Origin of the sequence: Mycobacterium ostraviense (genome assembly GCF_002705925.1) — a bacterium.
GTDB classification, from domain to species: domain Bacteria; phylum Actinomycetota; class Actinomycetes; order Mycobacteriales; family Mycobacteriaceae; genus Mycobacterium; species Mycobacterium ostraviense.
This window is the reverse complement of the sequence record NZ_NKRE01000001.1, coordinates 5,533,535-5,560,103: the sequence shown is the minus strand read 5'-3', so window position 1 is coordinate 5,560,103 and position 26,569 is coordinate 5,533,535. Positions and strand designations below refer to the sequence as shown.

The window sequence follows — 26,569 nt, the reverse complement described above, 5'->3', positions numbered from 1 at the left end:
TTGGCCCCCACTGCATCCTCACCGGTGCCATTCATAGCTATTCGTCGTCGTCGTCCATGAATGCGGCGTTGACCAGGTCGTCGAGGTCCATGTCGGCAATGTCTTTTTCGGTAGTCGCTGCCCCAGGCTGACTGTTCACCTCGGTCTCCTGGGCCAACGACAGCAACAGGTCCAGCACTCCCGCCTGCCGAAGGCGCTTGATCGGAATGGATGCGACCACGCGCTGAAGTTCGGCCTCGCCGGGGGCGGTGGCCGGGGCGTCGTGCGGCGCCGAACCCAACAGTTCGCGGTGCATGTAGCCGGCCAGCGCAGCCGAGTTGGGGTAGTCGAAAATGAGCGTCGGCGAAAGCGCCAGACCGGTCGCGGATTTGAGCCTGTTGCGCATCTCGACCGCGGTCAGCGAATCGAAGCCCAGCTCCTGGAATGCCCGGTCCGGGTCGATCGCTTCCGGGCTGGAATTGCCGAGTACGGTCGCGATGTTGGACCGCACCAGATCCAGCAGGATGGCCTGCTGCTCGTCGTCGGGCAGGCCGTCCAGACGTTGCAACAGCGCGGATTTCGACTTGGCCGCGGCCAGCGAGTCGTCGACCTGGCGCCGCGTGGGCGCGTTGATCAGGTCGACGAACATCGGCGGCAGCGTGCCGCTATCGAATTTGACCCGCAACGCGGCAAAGTCGATGTGGGCGGGCAACATGAACGACTCATCGACAATCATGGCGGTGTCGAGCAATCCCAGCGCTTCTTCCGACGACATCGCCACGATGCCGTCGCGGGCGAACCGCTTGAAGTCGACGCTCGCCAACCCGCCGGTCATGGCGCTGGCCTGATTCCACAGACCCCAACCCAGCGAGATTGCCGGCAGTCCATGCGCCCGCCGGTGGACGGCAAGCCCGTCCAGGAACGAGTTAGCGGCCGCATAGTTGGCCTGGCCCGACGACCCCACCAGCCCGGCCATCGACGAAAACATCACGAAGGCAGACACATCCAGGTCGCAGGTCAGCTCGTGCAGATTCCACGCAGCGTCGACCTTGGCTCGCATTACCGTTTCCATCCGCTGCGGTGTCAGCGAGGTCACCACGGCGTCATCGAGTGCGCCCGCGGTGTGGATCACGGCCGACAGCGGGTGCTGAACCGGGATATCGGCGATCACCTTTGCCAACGCGGCCCGATCGGCGGCATCACAAGCGACCACGTGTACCTGCGCGCCGGCCGCGCCCAATTCGGCGACCAATTCCTCGGCCCCAGGTGCGTCCGGGCCACGCCGGCTGACCAGGACCAGTTGACGCGCCCCGTGACGAGTCACGACGTGGCGTGCCAACGCCGAGCCGGCCATGCCGGTCCCACCGGTGACCAGCACGGTGCCGGCCGCCCACGCGTCCGGCATGGTCATCACCACCTTGCCGACGTGGCGTGCCTGGCTCAGGTACCGCAACGCCGCAGACGCGCGACGCACGTCGAACGTCGTGACCGGCAACGGCCGCAGCACCTCCTCGTCGAACAGTACGGCCAGCTCGGCAAGTATCTGCGCAATGCGGTCCGGTCCGGCCTCGAAGAGGTCGAAAGCTCGGTAGCGCACTCCCGGGTACTGCTGCGCGATCACTTCGGGTTCGCGGATGTCGGTCTTGCCCATTTCCAGGAACGCTCCGCCCGGGGCGACCAGACGCAGCGACGCATCCACGAAATCACCGGCCAGCGAGTCCAAGACCACGTCCACACCGCGCCCACCGGTAGCGGAGCGGAACTTGTCCTCGAATTCCAGGCTGCGCGAATCGGAGATGTGGTCGTCGTCAAAGCCCATGGCCCGCAACGTGTCCCACTTGCCCTTGCTGGCCGTGGCGAACACCTCGAGACCCCAATGCCGGGCCAGCTGCACCGCCGCCATACCGACACCGCCGGTGGCGGCGTGCACCAAAATCCGCTGTCGCGGCCGCACGGACGCCAAGTCGCGCAGCGCGTAATAGGCGGTGGCGAACACCACCGACGTGGTGGCCGCCGCGGTGTGCGACCAGCCCGCCGGAACCTTGACCAACAGTCTGTGGTCGGTGGTGGCGATCGTCCCGGTGCCTTCGGGGAACAGGCCCGTGACCCGATCGCCGACGGCGAAACCCCCATCGGCGGGGCCGGTTTCGGGGCCGGTTTCGAGGACAACACCGGACGCCTCGACACCCATCACCGCCTCGGGGTCGGGGTAGAGCCCCAGCGCGATCATGACGTCCCGGAAATTAGCCGCAATGGCGGCCAACCGCACCCGGACGTGTCCGGGCTGCAGCGGAGCGTCGGCGTCGGGAATCGGCTCCAGCCGCAGGTTTTCGAACGTGCCGGCTGCGCTCATGCCCAACCGCCACGGCCCGTCGCCCGGGGGAACCAACAGCGCGCCAACCGCGCGGCTGCCGTGGACGCGGGCAATGTACACCTGCCCACCGCGCCACAGCACCTGCGGCTCGCCGGCGGCCAACACCGCCGCCAGGGCCGATTCATCCAGGGCCGCATCGGTATCGACCAGCACGATACGTCCGGGATGCTCCGTCTGCGCCGAGCGCACCAGGCCCCACACCGCCGCGCCAGCCAGGTCGGTGACGTCTTCGCCGGGCAACGCGACAGCGCCGCGCGTCGTCACCACCAGTACCCCAGCGCCGTCGCGGCCGAGCCAGGACTGCAGCACGTCGAGCACCGAGTACGTGGCGGTGTAGACACCCGCCACCGCGTCGCCGGCCACCGGCACGGATTCGAAAACCACCGTTGACGAGTCGCTGTCCGCCGTTGTGCCCCAGGCCTGTACGGGCACCGGTTCCAGGGCGGCCGACGGCTGGGCCGACCAGTCCACCTGGAACAGCCGGTCGGGACCCGACCCGGATACCGCGGCGCGCAGCTGCTGATCTGTGACGGGCCGCGCCAGCATCGACGCGACCGACAGCACCGGTAAGCCGAGCCCGTCGGCCAGCTCGATCGACACTTTGGACGGCCCCACCGGCGCGATGCGCGCCCGAACCGCCGATGCGCCGCCGGCATGCAGCGACACGCCTTGCCAGGAGAACGGAACGAGCACCGAGCCCTCGGCGACGCCGAAATCGTCGGCGCCGTTGGAGGCCAGAATCACCGCGTGCAACGCCGCATCCAGCATCACCGGATGAACTCCGAAGCCCGCGACAGACACTCCGGCATCGGCCGGCAAGGAAACCTCGGCGAAGACTTCATCGCCGCGGCGCCACATCGCGTTCAGGCCGCGGAATGCCGGGCCGTAGCCGTACCCGCTCTCGGCCAACCGTTCGTAGCCGTCGGCGACCTCCACCGGTACCGCGCCCACGGGTGGCCACGCCGCCAAATCGGTTGTCGGAGCAGCGGACCCGTTAGCGAGCGTGCCCTCGGCATGCAACACCCAGCCGCCGCCGGCCTCCGCGCGGGAGTACACCGACACCGCACGAGCGCCGGACTCATCCGCACCACCCACGATCACCTCAACCGCAACCGATGACCCGGCCGGCAACACCAACGGCGCGGCCAGGGTCAACTCCTCGACCACTGTGCAGCCCACTTCGTCGCCGGCACGAATCGCCAACTCGACGAAGCCCGCTCCGGGGAAGATCACCACGCCGCCGACGGCATGATCGGCCAGCCAACCCTGCGCGCGCAAGGACAACCGCCCGGTCAGCACGACGCCGCCGGAGGTCGGCAACTCCACCACCGCGCCCAGCAGCGCATGCTCGCTGGCCTCGAGGCCGAGCCCGGCGGCGTCAGCCGCAACGCCGTCACTAGACAGCCAGAACCGTCGCCGCTCAAAGGCGTACGTTGGCAACTCGACGAAGTTCGCCTGCCCCACCACAGCGCGCCAGTTCACGCTTGTGCCAGCGACGAAGGCTTGGGCCACGGCGCTGACCAACGTCACCGGCTCGGGCCGATCCTTGCGCAGCGCGGAGATCGTCAGGATCCCGGTATCCGGCAGCGATTCTTCGATCGACGCGGTGAGGCCGCTGCCCGGCCCGACTTCGAAGAAGCGGGTGGCACCGGCCGATTGGGCGAATCGGACGCTGTCGGCGAACCGCACCGCCTCCCGGACATGACGCTTCCAGTAGGCCGGGGAGCCGAAGTCGTCGGCGGCCAGGGCACCGGTGACATTGGAGATGACCGGAATCGCGGGTTGTCCGATGGCCAGACCGCTTGCCACGGCTCCGAATTCGTCGATCATCGGGTCCATCAGTGGCGAGTGGAACGCGTGCGACACGGCCAGGCGATGCACCCGTCGGCCGTCAGCGCGCAGCTGGTCGGCGACCGCGAGCACCGCGTCCTCGGCGCCGGAAATCACCACGGAGGCTGGGCCATTGACGGCGGCGACGCTGACGTCGGTGCTCAGCAGGGGCGCAACTTCTGCTTCGGTGGCGGCCACCGCGACCATCGCTCCGCCGGGCGGCAGGGCCTGCATGAACCTGCCCCGTGCGGCGACCAGCACCGCGGCGTTTTCCAGGGACAGCACGCCGGCGACATGTGCCGCCGAGATTTCACCGACCGAGTGGCCCATCACGAAGTCCGTTCGCATTCCCCAGGACTCCAGCAGCCGGTACAGCGCGACTTCCACCGCGAATAGCGCTGGCTGCGCGAATTCCGTTGTGTTCAAAAGGTTTTCGTCATGGCCCCAGATGACTTCGCGCAGCGGGCGCAGCAGGTGGCGGTCCAATTCGGCGACGACGGTGTTGAACGCCTCGGCGAACACCGGGTATCCGGCATGCAAGCCCATTCCCATGCCCAGCAATTGCGAGCCTTGGCCAGGAAAGACGAACACCGTCTTGCCCGCCGCCGCCGCGGTACCGCGAACCACCGACCCGACCGCACCGCCGGCCAATTCGTCCAACCCAGCCAGCAACCGGTCCCGATCCCCACCGACCACCACCGCCCGATGCTCAAACATCGAACGCCCCGCCAACGACCACCCCACATCGGCGACATCCAACTCGTCATGGGCCCGCAGATACCCGGCCAACCGCACCGCCTGCGCCCGCAACGCCGCATCCGACTTCGCCGACACCACCCACGGCACCACCGCCGGGGCCGGCCCGACCTCCCCGGACTGCTCAGCCGGGACCGCCTCGACAATCACATGCGCATTGGTGCCACTGATCCCAAACGACGACACCCCCGCCCGTCTCACCCGCTCATCGGCCGGCCAGGGCCGCGGCTGGGTCAACAACGACACCGCCCCCGCCGACCAATCCACATGCGGGCTGGGCTCATCGACATGCAACGTCGCCGGCAACAACTCATGGCGCATCGCCAACACCATCTTGATCACCCCGGCCACCCCCGCCGCCGCCTGGGTATGGCCCATATTCGACTTCACCGACCCCAACCAGAGCGGCTCGCTACGCCCCTGCCCATAGGTGGCCAACAACGCCTGCGCCTCAATCGGATCACCCAACGTGGTCCCGGTCCCATGACCCTCGACCACATCCACATCCGCCGCGCTCAACCCCGCATTAGCCAACGCCGCCCGCACCACCCGCTGCTGCGACGGACCATTGGGCGCGGTCAACCCATTCGACGCCCCATCCTGATTGACCGCCGAACCCCGCACCACCGCCAACACCGGATGCCCCAACCGCCGCGCATCCAAGAGCCGCTCCACCACCAACATGCCCCCACCCTCGGAGAACCCGGTGCCGTCGGCCGCGCCGGCGAACGCCTTGCAGCGCCCATCCGGTGACAATCCGCGCCAGCGGCTGAACTCCACGAAGATGTCGGGTGTGGCGTTGACGGTCACCCCGCCGGCCAGCGCCAGGTCACACTCTCCCGAACGCAGCGACTGCACCGCCATATGCAATGCCACCAACGACGACGAACACGCCGTGTCCACCGACACCGCCGGGCCCTCCAAACCCAACACATACGACACCCGGCCGGAGGCCACACTGGACAGCTGGCCGGTCAGCCGGAAGCCTTCCACAGGTTCGGCGGCGAACATACCGTAGCCCTGCGTCATCACTCCGGCGAAGACGCCGGTGGCGCTGCCGCGCAGGCTGCCGGGCTCGATTCCGGCTCGCTCCAAGGCTTCCCACGACAATTCCAGGAACATACGTTGCTGGGGGTCCATCGCCAGCGCCTCGCTAGGGCCGACGCCGAAGAAGGCGGGATCGAAGTCGCCGACCCGGTCCACGAAACCGCCCGTGCGGGTGTAGCACGCGCCGGGCACGTCGGGATCCGGGTTGAACAGCCCCGCCAGGTCCCAGCCGCGGTCGTCGGGGAATTCGGACAGCACATCGCGGCCCTCAACCAGCATGTCCCACAGGTCATCTGGCGACTCGATCCCACCGGGATAACGACATGCCATGCCCACGATGGCAATCGGGTCGTCACCCGTGGCGCGCACGGCCGATATGTGCTTGATCTCCTGCGGAACACCGACGAGTTCACCGCGAATGTAACCGGCCAGGCCGTTGGGGGTCGGGTAGTCGAAGATGAGCGTGGGTGAAAGGGTAAGGCCGGTAGCGGTTTTGAGTCGGTTGCGCATTTCGACCGCGGTCAGCGAGTCGAAGCCCAACTCCTGGAACGCCTTGTCGGCGTCGACGGCCTCGGGGGCGATGTTGCCCAGGACGGTGGCGATGTGGGACCGCACCAAGTCCAGCACCACGGCGTGCTGTTCGGCTTCGGGCAGGCCGTGCAGGCGATGCGCCAGCGCCGATTTCGACTTGGCGGCAGCCAGCGCATCATCGACCTGGCGTCTCGTCGGCGCGTTGACCAGATCACTGAACATCGGCGGCACCGCCACCGCGTGGGCCCGCAGCGCGCTCAGGTCGATGCGGGCGGGCGCCAGGAACGGCTGGTCGACGATGAGCGCGGTGTCGAACAACTCCATCGCCTCATCCGAGGACAACGCCAGCACACCCTCGCGGCCCAGCCGGGCACGGTCGGCGGCGTCCAGTCCGCCGGTCATGTCGCTGGCCTGATCCCACAGGCCCCACCCCAGCGACATCGCCGGCAACCCGTGGGCCCGCCGGTGCGCGGCCAGCCCGTCCAGGAAGGTGTTGGCCGCCGCATAGTTGGCCTGACCCGAGGACCCGACCAGCCCGGCCATCGACGAAAACATCACGAACGCGGCCACATCCAGGTCGCGGGTCAGCTCGTGTAAGTTCCACGCGGCATCGACCTTGGCCCGCAGTACGGCATCGACGCGTTCCGGTGTCAACGACGAAATCACCGCGTCGTCAAGCACACCGGCCGCATGGATCACGGCGGACAACGGGTGCTGCGCCGGGATGCCGGCGATCACGTCGGCCAGTGCCGCCCGGTCGGTCGCGTCACACGCCACCACCTGCACCTGCGCGCCGGCGGCGGCCAACTCGGTCACCAACTCCGCGGCCCCGGGAGCGTCGGCACCGCGTCGGCTGAGCAACACCAGATGACGGACCCCGTGGCGGGCCACGACGTGACGCGCCAACACCGAACCTGCCATGCCGGTTCCACCGGTGATCAGCACGGTGCCGGCAGCCCAGGCGTCGGGCATGCTCATGACGACCTTGCCGATATGGCGGGCCTGGCTCAGGTAGCGCAACGCCGCCGGCGCCCGCCGGATGTCAAACGTCGTCACCGGCAATGGCCGCAGCACCCCGGCGTCGAACAATGCGGCCAGTTCGAGCATGTACTGGTGCATGCGGGGACGGCCAGGTTCGAACAGGTCGAAGGCGCGGTAGCGCACACCCGGATATTCCTGGGCGATCACGCCGGGGTCGCGGATGTCGGTCTTGCCCATCTCGAGGAACACCCCGCCGGGCCCCAGCAGGCGCAGCGACGCGTCGACGAATTCACCGGCCAGCGAGTCCAATACGACGTCCACGCCGCGGCCGCCGGTGACCGCGCGGAATTTGTGCTCGAATTCCAGGCTGCGCGAATCGGAGATGTGGTCTTCGTCGAAGCCCATGGCGCGCAAGGTGTCCCACTTGCCCTTGCTGGCGGTGGCGAACACCTCCAGACCCAGGTGCCGGGCCAACTGGACGGCCGCCATGCCGACCCCGCCGGTGGCGGCGTGCACCAGTACCCGCTGGCCCGGTTGGACGTCGGCCAGATGTACGAAGGCGTAGTACGCGGTGGTGAAAACGGCTGAGATGGCGGCGGCTTCGGCGTATGACCAGTCGGCGGGCATCGGCAGCAATAGCCGGACGTCGCCGGCCACCAACGTGCCGCTGCCGTCGGGGAAGAATCCGTATACCGAATCCCCGACCGCGAATTCGGTCACTCCCGGGCCGACCTCGACGACGACGCCGGCGCCTTCGCCACCGATCAACGCATCGTGGGTGAACATGCCCAGGGTGATCATGATGTCGCGGAAGTTCGCGGCGATGGCGCGCATGGCCACCCGAACCTGGCCCGGGCCCAACGGCGCGGCGGCGTTGGGAACCGGCTCCAGCCGTAGATTCTCGAAGGTGCCCGCACTGCTCAGACCCAGCCGCCACGGCCCGCCGGCCGGCGGCACCAGGATGCCGTCAACGTCGCGGCTGGCGTGCGCCCGCGGGGTGTAGGCCTGTCCGTTGCGCACCAGCACCTGCGGTTCGCCGACCGCAAATGCTGTTGCTACCACCGAATCATCAAGCGGCACATCGGAATCCAGCAAGATCAACCGGCCGGGGCTTTCGGTTTGCGCTGACCGCACCAACCCCCACACCGCGGCCCCCGCCAGGTCGGTGACGTCCTCACCCGGCAGCGCCACGGCACCCCGGGTGACAACCACCAGCACTCCAGAGTCATGCTCGGCCAGCCAGGACTGCACGGCCGCCAGCGCCCGGCTGGCGCTTTCGTGGGTCGCGGCCACTGGATCGTCAACAGCGGCAACACATTCGAAGACGTCGGAGCACGAGGGCATATCGGCGCTCGCGGCGGTCGCCGGTGACCAGACCAGCTCGAACAGTCGATCCGCACCCGCACCGGACAACACGGCCCGCAGTTGCTGTTCGCTGACCGGTCGGGCCACCATCGCGGCGACCGACAGCACCGGCAAGCCGAGGTCGTCGGCAAGCTCGACCGAGACCGCTGACGGTCCGGCCGGCGCGATCCGCACCCGTACCGCCGCTGCCCCGGTGGCGTGCAGCGACACCCGTTGCCACGAGAACGGCAGAACCAGTTCAGCGTCCGGATTCGCTATCACCGCGGTGTGCAACGCCGCGTCCAGTAGCGCGGGGTGCAACCCGAACCCGGCCACACCGCCGGCCGCCTCCGGCAACCTCACCTCGGCGAACAGCTCGTCACCGCGGGCCCACATCGCGGTCAACCCGCGAAATGCCGGACCATACCCGTAGTCGCGCTCCGCCAGCCGCTGGTAGCCGTCGGCCACATCCACGGCGGCGGCACCCGCGGGCGGCCACACCGACAGGTCGGCCGCGGGTTCAACGGTCCCAGCACGTAACGTCCCCTCGGCGTGGCACACCCACACCGAACCGGCGTCGACGTCGGCGCGCGAATAGACAGCGACGCTGCGCTCCGAAGACTCCGCTGCGGCGCCGACCACCACCTGCACCGCCACCGATCCCGCCGCCGGAACCAGCAACGGTGTCCGCAGGGTGAGCTCGTCGACCACCGGGCAGCCGACTTCGTCGCCGGCTCGGATCGCCAATTCGACGAAACCGGTGCCCGGGAACACCACGACGCCGGAGACGGCGTGATCGGCCAACCAGGCCTGGGAGCTGACGGACAACCGGCCCGTCAATACGACGCCACCCGATGCCGGCAATTCCACCACCGCGCCCAGCAATGCGTGTTGACCCGCCGTTAATCCCAAACCGGATGCGTCGGCGCCCATGCCCTCGCCGGAGAGCCAAAACCGGCGCTTGTCAAAGGCATACGTCGGCAGCTCGACGAACCCGGCCCCGTCAAGTACGGCACGCCAATCCACCTGCACACCCGCGACGAAGGCGGCGGCGGCCGACAACACGAACCTCTCGAGCCCGCCGTCCTCGCGGCCAAGGGTGGGGACGACGACGGGTTCGGAGTCAGCCGTGCAGTGGTTGGCGGTGTCCTCGATGCCGGCGATCAGCGCGGGGTGGGGGCTGGACTCGATGAACGTGCGGTAGCCGTGTTCGCATGCGCTGCGCACCGCCTGGTCGAACTGCACGGTCTGGCGGATGTTGCGGTACCAGTAGTCGGCGTCCAAACCTGCTGTGTCCAAACGGTTTCCGGTCACCGAAGAGAAGAAGACGGTGCGTGAGGAACGCGGCTCGATACCCGCGAGGGCGCCGGTGAGCTGGTCCCGAATGGCTTCGACCTCTGCCGAATGCGAGGCATAGTCCACCTCGATCCGGCGGGTGCGCAGCTCACGGTCCGCGCAAACCTGGATCAGCTCCTCCAGCGCGGCCACCTCACCCGACACCACGACGGCCGAACGGCCGTTGACCGCGGCGATGCTGATCCGAGTTCCGAAGGGCGCCAACAACTCCTGCGCCTGTTCGGCGCCGCACGCCAGCGATACCATGCCGCCCGGACCGGCGAGCCCGGTCAGCAATCTGCTGCGCAGTGTCACCACCTTGGCGGCGTCGCGCAGCGACAGCGCACCGGCAACGTACGCGGCGGCGATCTCGCCCTGGGAATGACCGATGACGGCGTCCGGCCGCACGCCGATCGACTTCCACAACTCGGCGAGCGACACCATCACCGCAAACAGCACCGGCTGCACCACGTCCACCCGGTCGAGGCCGGGGGCACCCGGAGCGCCGCGCAGCACGTCGGTCAGCGACCAGTCGACGAATTCAGCGAACGCCTCGGCACACGCCTCAATCTGCTGTGCGAATACCGATGCGGTGTCAAGCAATTCGACGCCCATGCCGACCCATTGGGAGCCTTGGCCGGGGAAGACGAACACCGTCTTGCCCGCCGCCGCCGCGGTACCGCGAACCACCGACCCGACCGCATCGCCGGCCAACTCGTCCAACCCAGCCAGCAACCGGTCCCGATCCCCACCGACCACCACCGCCCGATGCTCAAACATCGAACGCCCCGCCAACGACCACCCCACATCGGCGACATCCAACTCGTCATGGGCCCGCAGATACCCGGCCAACCGCACCGCCTGCGCCCGCAACGCCGCATCCGACTTCGCCGACACCACCCACGGCACCACCGCCGGGGCCGGCCCGACCTCCCCGGACTGCTCAGCCGGGACCGCCTCGACAATCACATGCGCATTGGTGCCACTGATCCCAAACGACGACACCCCCGCCCGTCTCACCCGCTCATCGGCCGGCCAGGGCCGCGGCTGGGTCAACAACGACACCGCCCCCGCCGACCAATCCACATGCGGGCTGGGCTCATCGACATGCAACGTCGCCGGCAACAACTCATGGCGCATCGCCAACACCATCTTGATCACCCCGGCCACCCCCGCCGCCGCCTGGGTATGGCCCATATTCGACTTCACCGACCCCAACCAGAGCGGCTCGCTACGCCGCTGCCCATAGGTGGCCAACAACGCCTGCGCCTCAATCGGATCACCCAACGTGGTCCCGGTCCCATGACCCTCGACCACATCCACATCCGCCGCGCTCAACCCCGCATTAGCCAACGCCGCCCGCACCACCCGCTGCTGCGACGGACCATTGGGCGCGGTCAACCCATTCGAGGCCCCATCCTGATTGACCGCCGAACCCCGGACCACCGCCAACACCGGATGCCCCAACCGCCGCGCATCCGAGAGCCGCTCCACCACCAACATGGCCCCGCCCTCGGACCAGCCGACCCCGTCGGCCGCGCCCGCGTAGGCCTTGCAGCGCCCGTCCGGCGCCAGCCCCCGGTGCCGGCTGAATTCCACGAAGACCGTCGGGGTGGCGTTGACGGTGGCGCCGCCGGCCAGCGCCAGGTCACACTCCCCCGAACGCAGCGACTGCACCGCCATATGCAATGCCACCAACGACGACGAACACGCCGTATCTACCGACACCGCCGGGCCCTCCAACCCCAGCACGTACGACACCCGGCCGGAGGCGACGCTGGAGGTCATACCAGTCAGCCGGTAGCCCTCGATCTCCTCGGCGAACATGCCGTAGCCCTGAACGATGAGCCCGGCGAAGACGCCGGTGGCGCTGCCGCGTAATCGCGTGGGATCGATCCCGGCTCGCTCCAGCGCCTCCCACGACAGCTCCAGCAGCATCCGATGCTGCGGGTCCATCGCCAGGGCCTCGCTGGGGGCAATGCCGAAGAACGCGGGATCGAAGTCGGCGACACCGTCGACGAAGCCGCCGATGCTCGCATACGACTTGTGGGGTGTGTCGGGATCCGGGTCGAACAGGCCGGCCAGGTCCCAGCCGCGGTCGGTGGGGAACTCGGACATCACGTCGCGGCCGTCGGCGACCATCCGCCACAGGGCCTCCGGAGTGTCGACCCCGCCGGGGAAGCGGCACGACATCCCGACGATCGCGATCGGCTCGCTCGACCGCTCCAGCAGCGCGCGGTTGGTCCGCTTCAGGCGTTCAACCTGAACCAGCGCTTTCCGCAATGCTTCGGTTGCATGCTGGAGTTGATCAACCATCACTAACCTCGCCTAACCCTCGCCTAACCCCTGGTCGTCGCCGACCGGGTGCGGCCTTTCGCCGAATCACGGAAGTTGTTGCACGAATCGGCCTCGCCGTTTCGCCGACCAGCGTCGCTTTTTCGACCGGCGTCGTGCTGCGTTCCGACCGAAGAATGTCGCTGGTGAGTATCGCCAACTGTGGCAGGATTTCAAAACGTCCGATACTCCCAGGTATGTGCGGGCGGGCCGGGTGCCCTGGAAGCCCTTGTGGGCGAGCAACCGCGGCCGCTTGCATACCTGGGTACACCGAGCCCGCCGTCCATGGCGCGACTTTACCCGGTTCGCCAGTGCCTAACGGCTAGACACCCACCCTGCGCCAGCCGTCGGCGGCCCTGGCCGCTCGGAGCAGCTCGCCGCACAGCTCACGCAATTCGGGCGCGCCGGCTCCTTCGTCGAGTGCGGTGGCGACGTCTTCGGCCGCACATCGCATCTGGTAGATCCGGTCCGACAGATCGGCCGCCTCGTCGGCCGTCAACACCACCGCGTCGGCGGGCAGGGTCACCGCGGCCCCGGCATCACCCCGGGTCATCATGGCTCGCTGCTCATAGGCCCGCTGCCGGCACGACTGCCGGCAGTATTGGCGGCGGCGGCCCATTCCGGCATCGGTCACGTCACGTCCACACCAGCGGCATGGCTGGGGACGGGCACGTTGACGTCGGGCCGGGCGCACGCCTGCCGACTTTAGTCCGCTCGGGCCCCTGATCCCGGTATCATTGATGGTCGCGGATGGTCGCGTCGCGTGCTGTGCACTAGCCCGGGAACTACGCAGCCGGCTGCGGCGTTCGCTAAAGCGGAGAGAATCACCATCCGGAGCCAACCAGCTCAACGAGTCCAGAGGAGTTAGCGTCGATGGCTGATCGTGTCTTGAGAGGCAGTCGTCTGGGAGCCGTGAGCTACGAGACCGACCGCAACCACGACCTGGCACCACGTCAGATCGCGCGGTACCGCACCGAGAACGGCGAGGAGTTCGAGGTCCCGTTCGCCGACGACGCCGAGATCCCCGGCACGTGGCTGTGCCGTAACGGCATGGAGGGCACCCTGATCGAGGGCGACCTGCCCGAACCGAAGAAAGTCAAGCCTCCGCGCACGCACTGGGACATGCTGCTGGAGCGTCGCTCCGTCGAAGAGCTCGAAGAGCTGCTCAAGGAGCGCCTTGAGATCATCCGGTCGCGTCGGCGCGGCTGATCCGGACGCTATCCGGCCGGTTGAGAGCGGTCGCGAGCGTGGGCTGCTCGACTGCGGTCACGTCTGCCCTCGACACCCCATCGGGTGACTTTGAACAGCGCCTCGCGAATGTTGGATCCGCTCATCTTTGACACGCCGATCTCGCGTTCGGTGAAGGTGATCGGAACTTCGACGACGACGAACCCACTGTTCACGGTGCGCCAGGTCATTTCTATCTGGAAGCAATAGCCCTTGGAGTCGACGCTGTCGAGATCGATCGTCTCGAGTACTTCGCGGCGGTAAGCGCGATAGCCGGCGGTGATGTCATGGACCCCGACACCCAATGCGAGCCGCGAATAGGTGTTGGCCGTCTTGGACAGCGCCAGGCGCCGCCACGGCCAGTTACGCACCGTTCCGCCGGGCACATAGCGTGACCCAATGGCCAGATCGGCCCCGGCGCCGACGGCGTCCAGCAGGCGGTGCAGCTGTTCGGGCGCGTGGCTGCCGTCGGCGTCCATCTCGACAAGCACCGCGTATTCGCGGCTGAGGCCCCAGGCGAATCCCTCCAGGTAGGCCGCCCCCAGTCCGTTCTTGACGGTGCGATGCAAGACATGGGTGCAGCCCGGGTCGGCCTGGGCCAGTTCGTCGGCGAGCTGACCGGTGCCGTCGGGGCTGTTGTCGTCGATGATCAGCACGTGCACGTCGGGGCAGGCGTCCTTCACCCGCCGATGAATCAGCGGCAGGTTCTCCCGCTCGTTGTACGTCGGAATGATCACCAAGACACGCTGGCCGAGACGATTGCCCGGCACCTCGGCCCCAGGTTGGCCGCTGGTCATGTAGCTCCTTCAGGTCGCCCGAACTCGTGGTGGCCGCCCGCGTCGGGCGGAGTGTCTTGCGCGGTCTGCAGGCCCCCCCCGGATTCGTTCCGGAGCGCCGCTTCCGAGTCGTCGCCGTCGTCCGGGGGTCCGTCGGACTCGCCAGCTCCACGCGGGAGCCCGAACAACCGACGCCCCGGACGCGGGAACCACCCATTGTGCCGTATCGCGACCAAAACGACCGCGCCCGCCGCCCCGACCAGAATCCACTGCAGTAAAGGAGCCCAGCGAGTTGCCGGCGTCAGCCTGGTCTTCAGCCGCACCTGGATGTCCAGATAGGCGGGCTCGAAGAAGTCGGTACGGACGACCTCTGCACCGTCTGGGGCGATCACCGCGCTGATGCCGGTGGTACCGGCGACCACGACGTATCGGTCGTGCTCGACGGCCCGCACCTTGCCGAATGCCAGCTGCTGCTCACTCATGGTCTGGTTGAAGGTGGCGTTGTTGCTCGGCACCGTCAGCAGCTGGGCACCGTTGAGCACGGCCTTTCGCGGGGCGCGATCGAAGATCACCTCCCAACACGTGGACACCCCGACCGGCACGCCCGCGATGCGCACCACACCGGAACTCGTGCCGGGCACGAAATTACCGGCGCGGCTGGCGTAGCCGGATAGATGGCGGAACAGCCACGGCATGGGCAAGTATTCGCCGAAGGGCTGCACGATCTCCTTGTCGTGGCGGTCGGCGGGCCCCGTTCCCGGATTCCAGACGATCACCGTGTTGGTGAATTCCGGGTTCTGTTGCGGTGGTCGACCCGGCGCGTCGAGCACGGTGCCGACCAGGATCGGCGCGCCGATCGCCGCCGCCGCCCGGGAGATCTGCTGGGCAGCGTCGGGATTGATTAGCGGGTCGATGTCCGACGAATCCTCGGGCCAGACGACGAATTGCGGTCGCGGGGCACTGCCCGCACGGACATCCTCGGCCAGTCGCAGTGTCTCCTGCACATGGTTGTCCAGGACCGCTCGCCGCTGCGCATTGAAATCCAGACCCAGACGCGGCACATTGCCCTGAACGACCGCGACGGTGACTGCCGGTTCGCCGCCCGCTCCCGCGCCGGCGTGCCGCACCTGCGGCCACACGATGACGGCGGCGAACAGCACCAGGCAGATGCATACCCCCGGCAACACCACCGGCGGCGACGCGGCCGTTTCGGTTTTGCCGCTGGTTCGCCACCACTTCTCGATTTCCAGCCCGATTGCGGTCACACTGCAGCCCACCAGCACGATCCCCGCGGACAGCAGCGCGACACCTCCCAGCTGGACCAAGGGCAGCAGCGGACCCTCGGTCTGACCGAACGCCACCGACCCCCAGGGAAAACCACCGAACGGCATGATCGACTTCAGCCACTCCTGCGCCGCCCACAGCACCGCAAACCAGATCGGCCAACCGGGCAGCCCGCGGACCACGACGGCCAATAACCCGAAAAGACCCGGAAACAGCGCGGACACCGTCGCCAACACCAGCCAGGGCATCGGTCCCACCAGCGAGCCGATCCACGGCAACAACGGCACATAGAACGCCAGACCGAACAGGAATCCGTAGCCCAGCCCACCTACCGGCGTGGTTGCCCGGTGCATCAGCACCCAGGTCAGCAGCGCGACCGCGACGATGGCCGCCCACCACCAGTTGATCGGCGGGAAGCTGGCATACAGCAACAAACCGGCCCCAACCGAGACCAGCAGGCGCGGCAGACGCGGCCGGACTGCGGCCCACAGCCCCGGTAGCCGCGTCGCCGCCCCGGTGCCCATCGCCGACAGGTGCCGGCGGGCGGCAGCACTGAGCCGAGTGGTCACCGTCGAGGTGCCGGCGTCCTGCGCGGACGGTTGCACATCGGCGGGATCTGCGGCCATGTCGGCGTCGGGCGCCGCAACCGCCGGATCGATCTCGTCGCGGTCGATGTTCGGCGCCTTGCGGCCGGGCCATCCCCTACCCATAGATGACCGCACCCCGATGCACGGTTTGACGGCAGCGCGGCAACGCATCCTGCGGACCCAGCCGCGGTAGCGCCGGCACCCGGGAGCGCGGGTCGGTAGACCAACGCTGAACGGCGTCGCGCGGCGCACTGACGTCCAGAACATCGACGTCCCAGACGGCGTATGAGGCCGGTGCGCCCGGGACCAAGGTGCCGGTCAGGCCGTCGCGGACACCGCCGGCCCGCCAGCCCCCGCGGGTTGCCGCAGCGAATGCCGCCCGCGCCGAAACGGCGCTGCCCGGGGTGCGGTGGTTGACCGCCGCAGCCACGCTCGCCCACGGGTCGAAGCCGGTTACCGGCGCGTCGGAACCGAGGGCGAGTGGCACGCCTTGGGATGCTAACAGCGCAAGCGGGTTGAGCCGGCAACCTCGATCCGGCCCCAGGCGCTGGGCATACATCCGGTCGACACCGCCCCAGAATGCGTCGAAATTGGGCTGCACGCTGGCGATGACACCCCAGGTGCCCAACTTGGCGGCCTGATCGGCAGTGACCATCTCCACGTGCTCCAGACGGTGTCCGCACCGGGCGACCGCGACCGCGCCGAGGTCCTGCACGATCCGTTCGAAGGCTGCGACCACCGCCGACACGGCGGCATCGCCGATGACGTGGAAACCGGCGGTCACCTGCGCCGCGGTGCACGCCCGCAGATGCGCTTCGATGGCGTCGAGGTCGAGGTGGCAGGTTCCGGTGCAGCCGGGAGCGTCCGCGTACGGCTCGTGCAGCCAGGCGGTGCGCGACCCGAGTGCGCCGTCGACGAAAAGGTCACCGGCCAACCCGTGGGCTCCGGTCTGCTCGATCAACCCCCGGGCCTGGGCCGGTGTGGTCACTGCCTCACCCCAGTAACCGATCACTTCGACGCCGTGCTGGAGAGACCGCAGCGCCAGCCAGTCGTCGAGCCCGCCGATTTGCGGGCCGGCGCACTCGTGCACGGCGACGACGCCGGACGCGGCCAGGGCCTGCAGCGCCGCGGCCCGGGCTTCGGCCAGTTGCGCGTCGGTCAGCATGTCGCGGGCCGCAGCCCGGACCAGGTGGTGAGCGTCGCCGGTCAACGGCTGCTGTGCGCGGAAACCCGCGGCGGCCGGTAGTTCGGGGACCAGCCGCCGCAGCGCCGACGAGGCCAGCGCCGAATGCACGTCCACCCTGGCCAGGTAGGCGGGCCTACCGTTGAGCACGGCGTCCAGGTCCACGGTGCTGGGCGCGGTTTTTTCGGGCCAGGCCGACTCGTCCCAGCCGTGTCCCCAGACCGGCCGGCCGGGGTGCGCCGCGGCGTAGTCGCCAACCATGCGCAGGCATTGCGCGTGTGAGGTCGCGGAACGCAAGTCCAGTCCGCTGAGCGTCAGACCGGTCGCGCTCAAATGGATGTGGCTGTCCACGAATCCGGGCGCGACGAATGCGCCGTCGAGGTCCTGAACTTCGACGTCCGGGAACTGGTCGCGCGCGACATCGTCGCTGCCCAGCCATGCGACGATGTCGCCGCGCACCACCATGGCGGTGGCGTCGGGGTGGGTCGGGCTATAGATCCGGCCGTTGACCAGCAGCTTGGAGGGAATCTGCGTCACACCGCAAAACTACGTGGGACGTCCACGACCTAGGTCTGTCCTAGGTCCAGGTTGGGGCTTGGTCGGGAATGCGGGCCTGCGGCAAGGTCGGTGGTTCTCCGTCGATGACGTCGATGACCTCTCCGTCAATGAAGTCACGCTGATCGGGTTGCTCGCGGCGGCTGAACCCGCCGGCCATGCCGGCGGCCGCGGTCGCCGTCAACGGCACCCGCCGCAGGATCCCGCGCAGCGCGATTGCGGTCAGCCCGGGGCCGGCGGCCGCCCGGATCGGCGGCGCCAGCAGCAACAACCCCACAGCGGTGGTGACCAGCCCGGGAACCAGGACCAAACCGGTGGCGACGGCAACCAGGGCGCCGTCGCTCAACGCGCGGCGCGGTTCTTGCACGCCGGACCGCAACTGCATGAGGTGTCGCCCGAGCTGCCACCCGCCCATCGGAGCCCACAGGACCAATCCGAGGACGAAGGTGGCCAGCAGCACCACCAGGGCCCAGCCGAACCCGATGGCCGCCGCCAATCCGATGAAGGCCATGAGCTCGACGACGGCGTAAATGAGAAGCAACCGACCTAGCATGTGATGCCAACGTCTGCGGGCCGCGCCCGAGTTCCGCAAGCGGTCGCGTCACGGCTGCAGTTAGATGACGCTATGACCACGATCGACATCGACACCCCGGCCGGACCGATCGACGCGCTACTGAGCGTCCCCGCAGGAGAAGGTCCGTGGCCGGGCGTGGTCGTTGTGCATGACGCGGTCGGGTATGCCCCGGACAACGAGTCGATTTCCCAGCGCATCGCCCAAGGGGGTTATGTGGCGCTGACCCCGAATATGTACGCCCGCGGCGGCCGCGCCCGGTGCATCACCCGAGTCTTTCGCGAGCTGCTGACCAAGCGCGGTCGTGCCCTGGACGACATTCTGGCTGCCCGTGATCACCTGCTGGCCATGGCCGAATGTTCCGGCCGGGTCGGCATCGCGGGCTTCTGCATGGGCGGCGGGTTCGCGCTCATTTTGTCGCCCAGGGGCTTTGGCGCCTCGGCGCCGTTCTACGGCACACCGCTGCCCCGCCACCTCAGCGACACTCTCGACGGGGCGTGCCCGATTGTGGCGAGTTTCGGCGGCCGCGACCCGCTGGGGCTGGGCGCTGCCGACCGATTGCGCACCGTCACCCAGGCCAAGGGAATCACCGCGGACATCAAGGTCTATCCCGGGGCCGGGCACAGCTTCGCCAACAAACTTCCCGGTCAACCGCTGATTCGAGTTGCGGGATTCGGCTACAACGAGACCGCGACCGGAGATGCGTGGCGCCGGGTGTTCGCGTTCTTCGGCGAGCACCTGAGTAGCGGAGCCGACGGGCAGTGAGGAGCCGACGATGCATGCCGGGCTGAAGAGCGCCTCCGCGGTATTCGCGGTGTTGGGGGTTCTGGCCGGAGCGGGCGTGCTGACGCGTGGCGCGCCGGTGTCGGCCCCGACGGCCACGCTGGTGACGGGTATCGCAACCACCGAGGCTGTCGCTGAGCCGTTGACCCCGACCGAACAGCAGGTTGTCCGGCTGCTGCCTGCTGGCTACTCGGCCGGTTCGTGCATGCGAGCCACCCACCCGTTTCCCGCTGCCATCGCCAGCCTGGACTGCACCGACGATCTGCAGTCCGACACGCCGGACTATGCCCGCTTCACGCTCTACGACAATGTCGACTCATTGACCGCCGATTTCTATGCGACCGCCGAAAGCATGGCGGTGTCACCGTGTCCCGGGGGCAACGCCTCGCCCGGCAGCTGGGATTACGGGTCGAGCCGGGCCGTGCCGGCGGCAAGATCGTATGCGGCAGCATCGAGGACCGTGCTGATCTCGCCTGGACCCGCGACGCTCAGCTGCTGCTGGCCACGGTCAACGGCGGGGGCAGCCTCAACGACCTGTACCGGTGGTGGTTGCGCTATGGCGGCTCTTGAGCTCCCGTCGGCGGTGACTAGGCGCCAGCCACTCTGAGCTCCAGTCCGACGTTGTTTTCCATGCCGCCGCGGAGCTTGCTGACAAAGTTGAAGACCTTGCCGAGGATGCCATACCGCTTGGCGATCGCGTCGTAGACGGCGCCGGTCTGCGAATCGTCGAGAATGGCCGCGGTGCCCTCGACAGCCTCGCTCTTCGGACGACCGCGCACGTCGCAGATGGCCATCGTTACACACGGGGTATTGCGGATCCGCTTGACCTTCCACGCCTTTTTCTCGGTGATGACCAGCAGCCGGTCCCCGCGGTCCTTGTCCAAGGCGGCCCAGATGGGAGTCGGCTTGGCTCGGCCGTCTTTGGTGAAGGTGGTCAACAGTATGTACTGCGCTTTGGCAAGGTCGGTAAAGGTGGGCGTCACGGTGTCAACTTAGCGTTGAGCAGACGCGGAATCGCACGCGGAAGGCATTCCGCGTGCGATTCCGCGTCTGTTCGCCGGCGCTTCCGCGGCCCGACATCACGGGACCACCCGGTCCTGCCTCACGTCGACGATCAGGTCGCCGGAGAAACCTCGAGTCGAGCCGGGGTCGACTCGGACAAATCTGTCCTCGCCTTGGTAGTCGCGCTCGGTCAGCGCGACAGCAACTTTCGCACCCGCCACGACCGCCAGAATGTTGCGCACCGGCAGCCCCTGCGACGGGGTGCCCTCGCCGACCAGGCTCATCGACGGCGTGCCCACCCATGGGTACGGTGCGAAACACGAGCGGTCTATCAGGTCTGTCAGTGGCTCCGGGCAGCCCACCTCCCAGTGCGCACCCGCCGCGGGGGCAGAAGGCGCGACGGGGTCGGCCCAGGCCGGCGCCGGCGTCCATCCGAGAGCACCGGCGGCCACGGCTGCCGCGGTGGTGACGCGGAAAAGGCGTGTGGTCATCGGATGGCTCAACCCTCCAAATCACCTTCGGTTTCCAGCAAAACCCGGCGCAATCCGTCGAGGGTATCCGGTTGCGGCTGGGCCCACATGCCGCGTCCGGCCGCCTCCAGCAGACGTTCGGCCATCCCATGCAGCGCCCACGGGTTGGACTCCGCCATGAACTTGCGGTTCTCAGCATCGAGCACGTAGCGCTGGGTGAGCTGCTCGTACATCCAGTCGGCCATCACCCCGGCGGTGGCGTCGTATCCGAAGAGATAGTCGACGGTGGCGGCCATCTCGAATGCGCCCTTGTAGCCGTGGCGGCGCATCGCGGCCATCCACCGGGGGTTGACCACCCGGGCCCGAAACACCCGGGTGGTCTCCTCCGACAGCGTGCGGGTGCGGATCGCGTCGGGCCGGGTGTTGTCGCCGATGTAGGCGGCCGGCGCGTGGCCGGTCAACGCGCGCACGGTGGCCACCATGCCGCCGTGGTACTGGAAGTAGTCGTCGGAGTCGGCGATGTCGTGTTCGCGGGTATCGGTGTTCTTGGCGGCCACCGCGATGCGCCGGTACTGGCGGTTCATGTCGTCGACGGCTTCGCGGCCGTCGAGGTCGCGCCCGTAGGCGAAGCCGCCCCACGCGGTGTACACCTGGGCCAGGTCCGCGTCGTCTCGCCAATTGCGGCTGTCGATAAGCTGCAACAGCCCGGCACCATACGTTCCCGGTTTAGAGCCGAAAATCCTTGTGGTGGCGCGACGTTGGTCGCTGTGCTGGGCGAGGTCGGCCTGGGCGTGGGCGCGAACAAAGTTGGCGTCGGTGGGCTCGTCGAGGTCGGCGACCAACCGGACAGCGTCGTCGAGCATCGTCACCACGTGCGGGAAGGCGTCCCGGAAGAATCCGGAGATGCGTACCGTCACGTCGATCCGCGGCCGGCCCAGCTCGGCCAGCGGAATAGCGGTGAGATCCACCACGCGCCGCGACGCGTCGTCCCAGACCGGCCGAACACCCAGCAGGGCAAGCACTTCGGCGATGTCGTCGCCGGCGGTGCGCATCGCCGAGGTGCCCCACACCGACAGGCCCACCGACTGCGGCCACTGGCCATGGTCGTCGCGGTACCGGGCCAGCAGCGAATCGGCCAGGGCCACACCGGCTTCCCAGGCCAGCCGCGACGGCACCGCCTTGGGATCGACGGAGTAGAAGTTGCGACCGGTGGGCAACACGTTGATCAGACCGCGCAGCGGTGACCCCGACGGGCCGGCCGGGATGAACCGGCCGTCCAAAGCCCTCAATACCTGCTCAATTTCGGAAGCGGTGCCGGCGAGCCGCGGCACCACTTCGGTCGCGGCGAACCGTAGTACTGCCGCGACGTCGGCGTTGTCCGTGAGCTGGGTAGCGGCGGCGGGGTCCCAGCCGGTGGCTTGCAGCGCGGCCACGAGCTTCCGGGCAGCGGCCTCGGCCTGGTCGACCAAGGTGCGCTCGTCGGTACCGTCGTCGGCCAGCCCGAGCGCCTGTCGAAGGCCGGGCAGCGCCTGCTCGCCGCCGAACAGCTGGCGGGCCCGCAGGATGGCCAGCACCAGGTCGAGTTCTTGTTCGCCGGAAGGCTTTTGGCCCAAGATGTGCAGGCCGTCGCGGATCTGGACGTCCTTGATCTCGCACAGCCAGCCGTCGACGTGCAGCAGCATGTCGTCGAACGAATCTTCGGGCGGCCGCTCGGTCAGCCCCAGATCGTGGTCCATCTTGGCGGCCCGGATCAGCGTCCAGATCTGCTGACGGATGGCGGGTAGTTTGCCGGGGTCCAGCGTGGCCACGCTGGCGTGCTCATCGAGCAGCTGCTCCAAACATGCTATGTCACCGTAAGTTTCGGCCCGGGTCATAGGTGGGATCAGATGGTCGACGAGAACGGCGTGCGCCCGTCTTTTCGCCTGGGTGCCCTCGCCCGGATCGTTGACCAGAAACGGGTAGATGAGCGGCAGGTTGCCCAGCGCGGCATCGGACCCGCAGGCCGCCGACATGCCTAATGTCTTTCCCGGCAGCCACTCCAGGTTTCCGTGTTTGCCCAGGTGTACTACGGCGTGCGCCCCGAATACTGTCTCCAGCCAGCGGTAGGCGGCCAGATAGTGGTGGCTGGGCGGCAAATCCGGATCGTGGTAGATCGCGACGGGGTTGTCTCCGAAGCCGCGCGGCGGCTGCACCATCAGCATCAGATTGCCGGATCGTATACCGGCAATGACGATTTCGCCGTCGGGATCATTGGTGCGGTCGACGAACAACTCCCCCGGCGGCGGCCCCCAATGGTGTGTCACGGCCTCGGTCAGCTCGGCGGGCAGCGTGCCGAACCAAGCACGATAGTCCTTGGCGGACAACCGAATCGGGTTGTCGGACAATTGCCCCTCGGTCAGCCAATCGGGGTCTTGTCCGCCGCGTTCGATCAGCGCATGGATCAGGGCGTCACCGTCGTTCGACTCGACACCGGGCAGGTCGCCCAGCTGGTAGCCGCGCTCGCGCATCGCCTGCAGCAAGGCGACCGCGCTGGCCGGGGTGTCCAATCCGACCGCGTTGCCGATCCTGCCGTGTTTGGTCGGGTAGGCGGAAAACACTACGGCCACCCGCTTATCGGCGGGTGCGACGTAGCGCAGCCGCGCATGGCGGACCGCCAGACCGGCGACCCGCGCGCAGCGCTCGGGGTCGGCGACATAGGAGATCAATCCGTCGTCGTCGATCTCCTTGAACGAGAACGGGACCGTGATGATCCGGCCGTCGAACTCGGGCACCGCCACCTGGCTGGCGACGTCGAGGGGGCTCAGTCCGTCGTCGTTGTCGCGCCACTGGTCTCGGGGACTGGTCAAGCACAGGCCTTGCAGGATTGGGATATCCAGGGCGGCAAGGTGTTCGACGCTCCAGCTGTCGTCATCGCCGCCGGCTGAGGCGGTAGCGGGCTTGACTCCCCCGGCGGCCAGCACGGTGACCACCATGGCGTCGGCGTCGGCAAGTCTGTCGAGCAGTTCCGGTTCGGCGGTGCGCAGCGACGCGCAATACACCGGCAGCGCACGACCACCGGCGTCTTCGATCGCCCGGCATAGCGCCTCGACATATGTGGTGTTTCCGGCCAGATGTTGCGCGCGGTAGTACAGCACCGCGATCGTCGGGCCGTCGACCTTGGAGCCGTCAGCGCGGGCCGGTTCACCCCAGGTGGGCGTCACCAGCGGCGGGGTGAAGCCGTAGCCCGTCATCAGCACCGTGTCCGACAGAAAGGCGTGCAGCTGCCGCAGGTTGTCCACGCCGCCGTGGGCCAGGTAGATGTGCGCCTGCACCACCGTGCCGGCCGCAACCGTGGACAGGTCGGTCAACTCGGCGTCGGCGGCCTGCTCACCGCTGACCAGCACGGCCGGCACCCCGCCGGCGATCACCATGTCGATGCCGCTCTGCCAAGCGCGGTAGCCGCCCAGGATCCGCACCACCACGATCGAGGCACCGGACAGCAACTCGGGCAGCTCGTTGTCGGTCAACCGCGACGGGTTGGCCCACCAATAGTTCTTGCCGCTGGAGCGAGCACTGATCAGGTCGGTGTCGGACGTCGACAACAGCAGAACGGTCGGCTCAGCCACCCACCATTCGTACCGCAATCCCGGAAGACCGTCCCGTGGCGGGTCGCGTAACCGACTCCGGTGTCAGCGGAAAGGTGGCTTTCGATCGGTGGCAGATCTCGCGGTATCGGCGGCGGCTGCGGGATTGGAGGCGACAAGCGCCCATCCTGCACGGTTACTCGAATTGCCAGCCGAACGCAGTCGGATTCCCGTGCAGAGCAGTCGATTCGACGCCTCGACATCCGCGGGTGACGCAACCGTCGTCGCGGCCATCACCGCACGGGACGCGCAACCGACAGGGCCATCAACCCTTGTCGCGCCACCACTGATACAGATTGGTGCTGTCCTTGCCCTCGACAACGGCGAGCCGGAGTTTGGCATTGTCGGTCCAGATGACCGCATAGTTGCCCTCGACGGAAGTTCCGCACTCGACCTGACCGGCGGTCTCGTTGGAGTTGCGGTAACTCCATGTGCCGGGAGAAGCGCCGCCGCCCGGACACGACGATGCCACCGTGTATCCGCTTCTGCCGGGCCCCTGCCGAAACTCCGTTGCCAGGTCGCTGCCGCTCGCGTAGAGGAGGAACACGCCGTAGGAAGGTCCGCCCGGGTCGCTGTTTTGGCCACACATCACCCTTTCGAGTGAACCCTCCACCGGGTTCTTCTCTTGGCAATTGGTCGAGGAGAAGCCCTGCGGGAGCATGTCCATCAGCTTGCCCGACGGCGCTGCGACGCAATTGGCGGTGGAGCTGAGAACAGCAGCGCCGCTGCACGCCGCAATCGTGATCAACCTGGCAGCGCCAGTACAAAGAGACATCTCCGACTCCTATGGGCGCAGGAACTGAGGCTGTCGGTCAGCAACGGCTCCGAGTGCACACCGCATGCGTCACCGGCCTCATTGGCAAACGATATCGCCGCCCGGCTGATCACAACGGCGGTTCCGCCAAATGTCCACCCGCACGCGGCCCGAAGACCTGGCAAGGCCAGCGGCCCGCTACCACTCAGCGATCACCGCAGGGAGATGTCGTCTTGATTGCTTTCTCCCGGCGGTGCGGCCTTCGATGGGCTTCCGAATCTCGACTCAACTGCTTATGCCGCAACGGTTTCCGAGGCGCCGCGGCCACCAGCGAATGAACAGCCGCCGAGCCGGCCGCACCGGCTCGTTGTTCGCCAGCCACGCACGGGTCTACCAGGCGCTCAGCCGCGAGGCGGCGGCATTTCACGCCCAGTTCATGCAGGCGTTGAGCACCGCGGCCGGCTCGTATGCAGCCGCAGAGGCGGCCAACGCCTCGCCGTTGCAGACCGTGGTGCAAGACCTTTTGGGCGTGATCAATGCGCCCACCAACGCCCTCTTGGGGCGCCCGTTGATCGGTGACGGTGCTAACGGGACGGCAGCCAACCCCAACGGCGGGGCTGGCCGGTTGTTGTTCGGCAATGGCGGCAACGGCTTTTCTCAAGCGGCCAACCCAGGTGTGCCGAGCGGTGCCGGCGGGCCGCGGGGTTGATCGGCAACGGCGGAACCGGCGCAGCCGGCGGGCCCGGCGGCAACGGCGGGTACTTCTCGGCGTTTTGATTGACCCCGCGTGTTGCACGCGCACCGCTCCATGCCCCCATCGCGTGGGCGAAGGGATGACCGGCAGCCGAGATTTCGGCCCTACCCCAACCCCATACGCATCACTGTGGAGACGTTGCACCACAACCACACAACTCACCGAGGCTCATCGACTTCGACTCCAACCGAGCATGCGCTGAACCGCTTCACCCGCCGTCAAGGTCGTTCGTCGTCGCTGCGCTGCGGGCGCTCCACCTTGACACCGGGGTCGGTCCAACGCTGTCTACATCGAGGTCGAAACAGCGGAAAGCACACCTTGACAAGGCCCCGCCCCTTCAGGGATGACAATTGCTCGCGAGGATTGGGCGCGGGGGCAGGGCTAGACATGGGCTAGTTCCCCAGGGGCGTGTGCCCCGCCGTGGTGCAGGAAAATTGGGGCTCGAGTCACCTTGGCATCCGTTGCGCGTGGTGGTGGATGGCGTTGTTG

The 26,569-nt window shown here is 68.0% G+C and carries 11 protein-coding genes and 2 pseudogenes; 4 read left to right on the top strand and 9 right to left on the bottom strand.

Annotated features, from left to right (window positions below; translation table 11 throughout):
- Positions 1 to 37 precede the first annotated feature (37 nt).
- Both CDN38_RS25745 and CDN38_RS25740 read right to left on the bottom strand, forming a co-directional pair.
- The gene (locus tag CDN38_RS25745; protein WP_099319261.1) at positions 38 to 12,493 is read right to left on the bottom strand and encodes a type I polyketide synthase; all 12,456 of its coding nucleotides are present in this window, start codon (positions 12,491 to 12,493) and stop codon (positions 38 to 40) included.
- 340 nt (positions 12,494 to 12,833) lie between these two features.
- On the bottom strand, positions 12,834 to 13,205 hold the full coding sequence (locus CDN38_RS25740; protein ID WP_082277230.1) for a hypothetical protein: 372 nt from the start codon (positions 13,203 to 13,205) through the stop codon (positions 12,834 to 12,836).
- A 179-nt stretch (positions 13,206 to 13,384) separates the two neighbouring features.
- Between CDN38_RS25740 and rbpA the strand changes: the two genes are divergently transcribed.
- A complete protein-coding gene (rbpA, locus tag CDN38_RS25735) occupies positions 13,385 to 13,720 on the top strand; it encodes an RNA polymerase-binding protein RbpA (protein WP_023364597.1) in 336 nt (111 codons plus the stop codon).
- On the opposite strand, the pseudogene lnt reads toward rbpA, so the two are convergent.
- The 3 genes and pseudogenes from lnt to CDN38_RS25720 form a co-directional block, all read right to left on the bottom strand.
- Positions 13,695 to 16,322: pseudogene (gene lnt, locus CDN38_RS25730) on the bottom strand (apolipoprotein N-acyltransferase). The gene rbpA and the pseudogene lnt sit on opposite strands and share 26 nt — an antisense overlap.
- A 178-nt stretch (positions 16,323 to 16,500) precedes the next feature.
- Positions 16,501 to 18,105, bottom strand: a complete 1,605-nt coding sequence (locus CDN38_RS25725; protein ID WP_075511737.1) for an amidohydrolase — start codon at positions 18,103 to 18,105, stop codon at positions 16,501 to 16,503.
- 40 nt (positions 18,106 to 18,145) lie between these two features.
- A complete protein-coding gene (locus CDN38_RS25720; protein WP_075511738.1) occupies positions 18,146 to 18,676 on the bottom strand; it encodes an FxsA family protein in 531 nt (176 codons plus the stop codon).
- 72 nt (positions 18,677 to 18,748) lie between these two features.
- Here CDN38_RS25720 and CDN38_RS25715 point away from each other — a divergent pair, with 72 nt between their 5' ends.
- Together CDN38_RS25715 and CDN38_RS25710 are read left to right on the top strand one after the other, a co-directional pair.
- Entirely contained in the window at positions 18,749 to 19,459 is a 711-nt protein-coding gene (locus CDN38_RS25715) for a dienelactone hydrolase family protein (RefSeq protein ID WP_075511739.1), read from the top strand.
- A 10-nt stretch (positions 19,460 to 19,469) separates the two neighbouring features.
- Positions 19,470 to 20,084, top strand: coding sequence for a hypothetical protein (locus CDN38_RS25710; RefSeq protein WP_075511740.1), 615 nt, complete (start codon positions 19,470 to 19,472; stop codon positions 20,082 to 20,084).
- Here CDN38_RS25710 and CDN38_RS25705 read toward each other — a convergent pair.
- From CDN38_RS25705 to CDN38_RS25690, 4 genes are all read right to left on the bottom strand, one after another.
- Positions 20,065 to 20,460: a PPOX class F420-dependent oxidoreductase gene (locus CDN38_RS25705; protein WP_075511741.1), complete on the bottom strand. Its 396-nt coding sequence runs from the start codon at positions 20,458 to 20,460 to the stop codon at positions 20,065 to 20,067. The two genes, CDN38_RS25710 and CDN38_RS25705, sit on opposite strands and share 20 nt — an antisense overlap.
- Before the next feature lie 96 nt (positions 20,461 to 20,556).
- Positions 20,557 to 20,970 carry a hypothetical protein gene (locus tag CDN38_RS25700; protein WP_075511742.1) on the bottom strand — a complete coding sequence of 138 codons (414 nt, stop codon included), beginning with the start codon at positions 20,968 to 20,970 and terminating at the stop codon, positions 20,557 to 20,559.
- Positions 20,971 to 20,978: 8 nt separating this feature from the next.
- Entirely contained in the window at positions 20,979 to 24,554 is a 3,576-nt protein-coding gene (gene cobN / locus CDN38_RS25695; RefSeq protein ID WP_075511752.1) for a cobaltochelatase subunit CobN, read from the bottom strand.
- Positions 24,555 to 24,837: 283 nt separating this feature from the next.
- A complete protein-coding gene (locus CDN38_RS25690) occupies positions 24,838 to 25,347 on the bottom strand; it encodes a hypothetical protein (RefSeq protein ID WP_142361332.1) in 510 nt (169 codons plus the stop codon).
- A gap of 343 nt (positions 25,348 to 25,690) precedes the next feature.
- Between CDN38_RS25690 and CDN38_RS25685 the strand changes: the two are divergent.
- Positions 25,691 to 26,085, top strand: a pseudogene (locus CDN38_RS25685) (PE family protein); the annotation flags it as partial.
- Positions 26,086 to 26,569 lie beyond the last annotated feature (484 nt).

What these genes read in the sequence shown, in the direction of transcription:
- CDN38_RS25745 (WP_099319261.1), bottom strand. Translation starts at nt 12,493, where the DNA reads ATGGTTGATCAACTCCAGCATGCAACCGAAGCATTGCGGAAAGCGCTG.
- CDN38_RS25715 (WP_075511739.1), top strand. Translation starts at nt 18,749, where the DNA reads ATGACCACGATCGACATCGACACCCCGGCCGGACCGATCGACGCGCTA.
- CDN38_RS25720 (WP_075511738.1), bottom strand. Translation starts at nt 18,676, where the DNA reads ATGCTAGGTCGGTTGCTTCTCATTTACGCCGTCGTCGAGCTCATGGCC.
- CDN38_RS25700 (WP_075511742.1), bottom strand. Translation starts at nt 20,970, where the DNA reads ATGACCACACGCCTTTTCCGCGTCACCACCGCGGCAGCCGTGGCCGCC.
- CDN38_RS25710 (WP_075511740.1), top strand. Translation starts at nt 19,470, where the DNA reads ATGCATGCCGGGCTGAAGAGCGCCTCCGCGGTATTCGCGGTGTTGGGG.
- rbpA (WP_023364597.1), top strand. Translation starts at nt 13,385, where the DNA reads ATGGCTGATCGTGTCTTGAGAGGCAGTCGTCTGGGAGCCGTGAGCTAC.
- CDN38_RS25690 (WP_142361332.1), bottom strand. Translation starts at nt 25,347, where the DNA reads ATGTCTCTTTGTACTGGCGCTGCCAGGTTGATCACGATTGCGGCGTGC.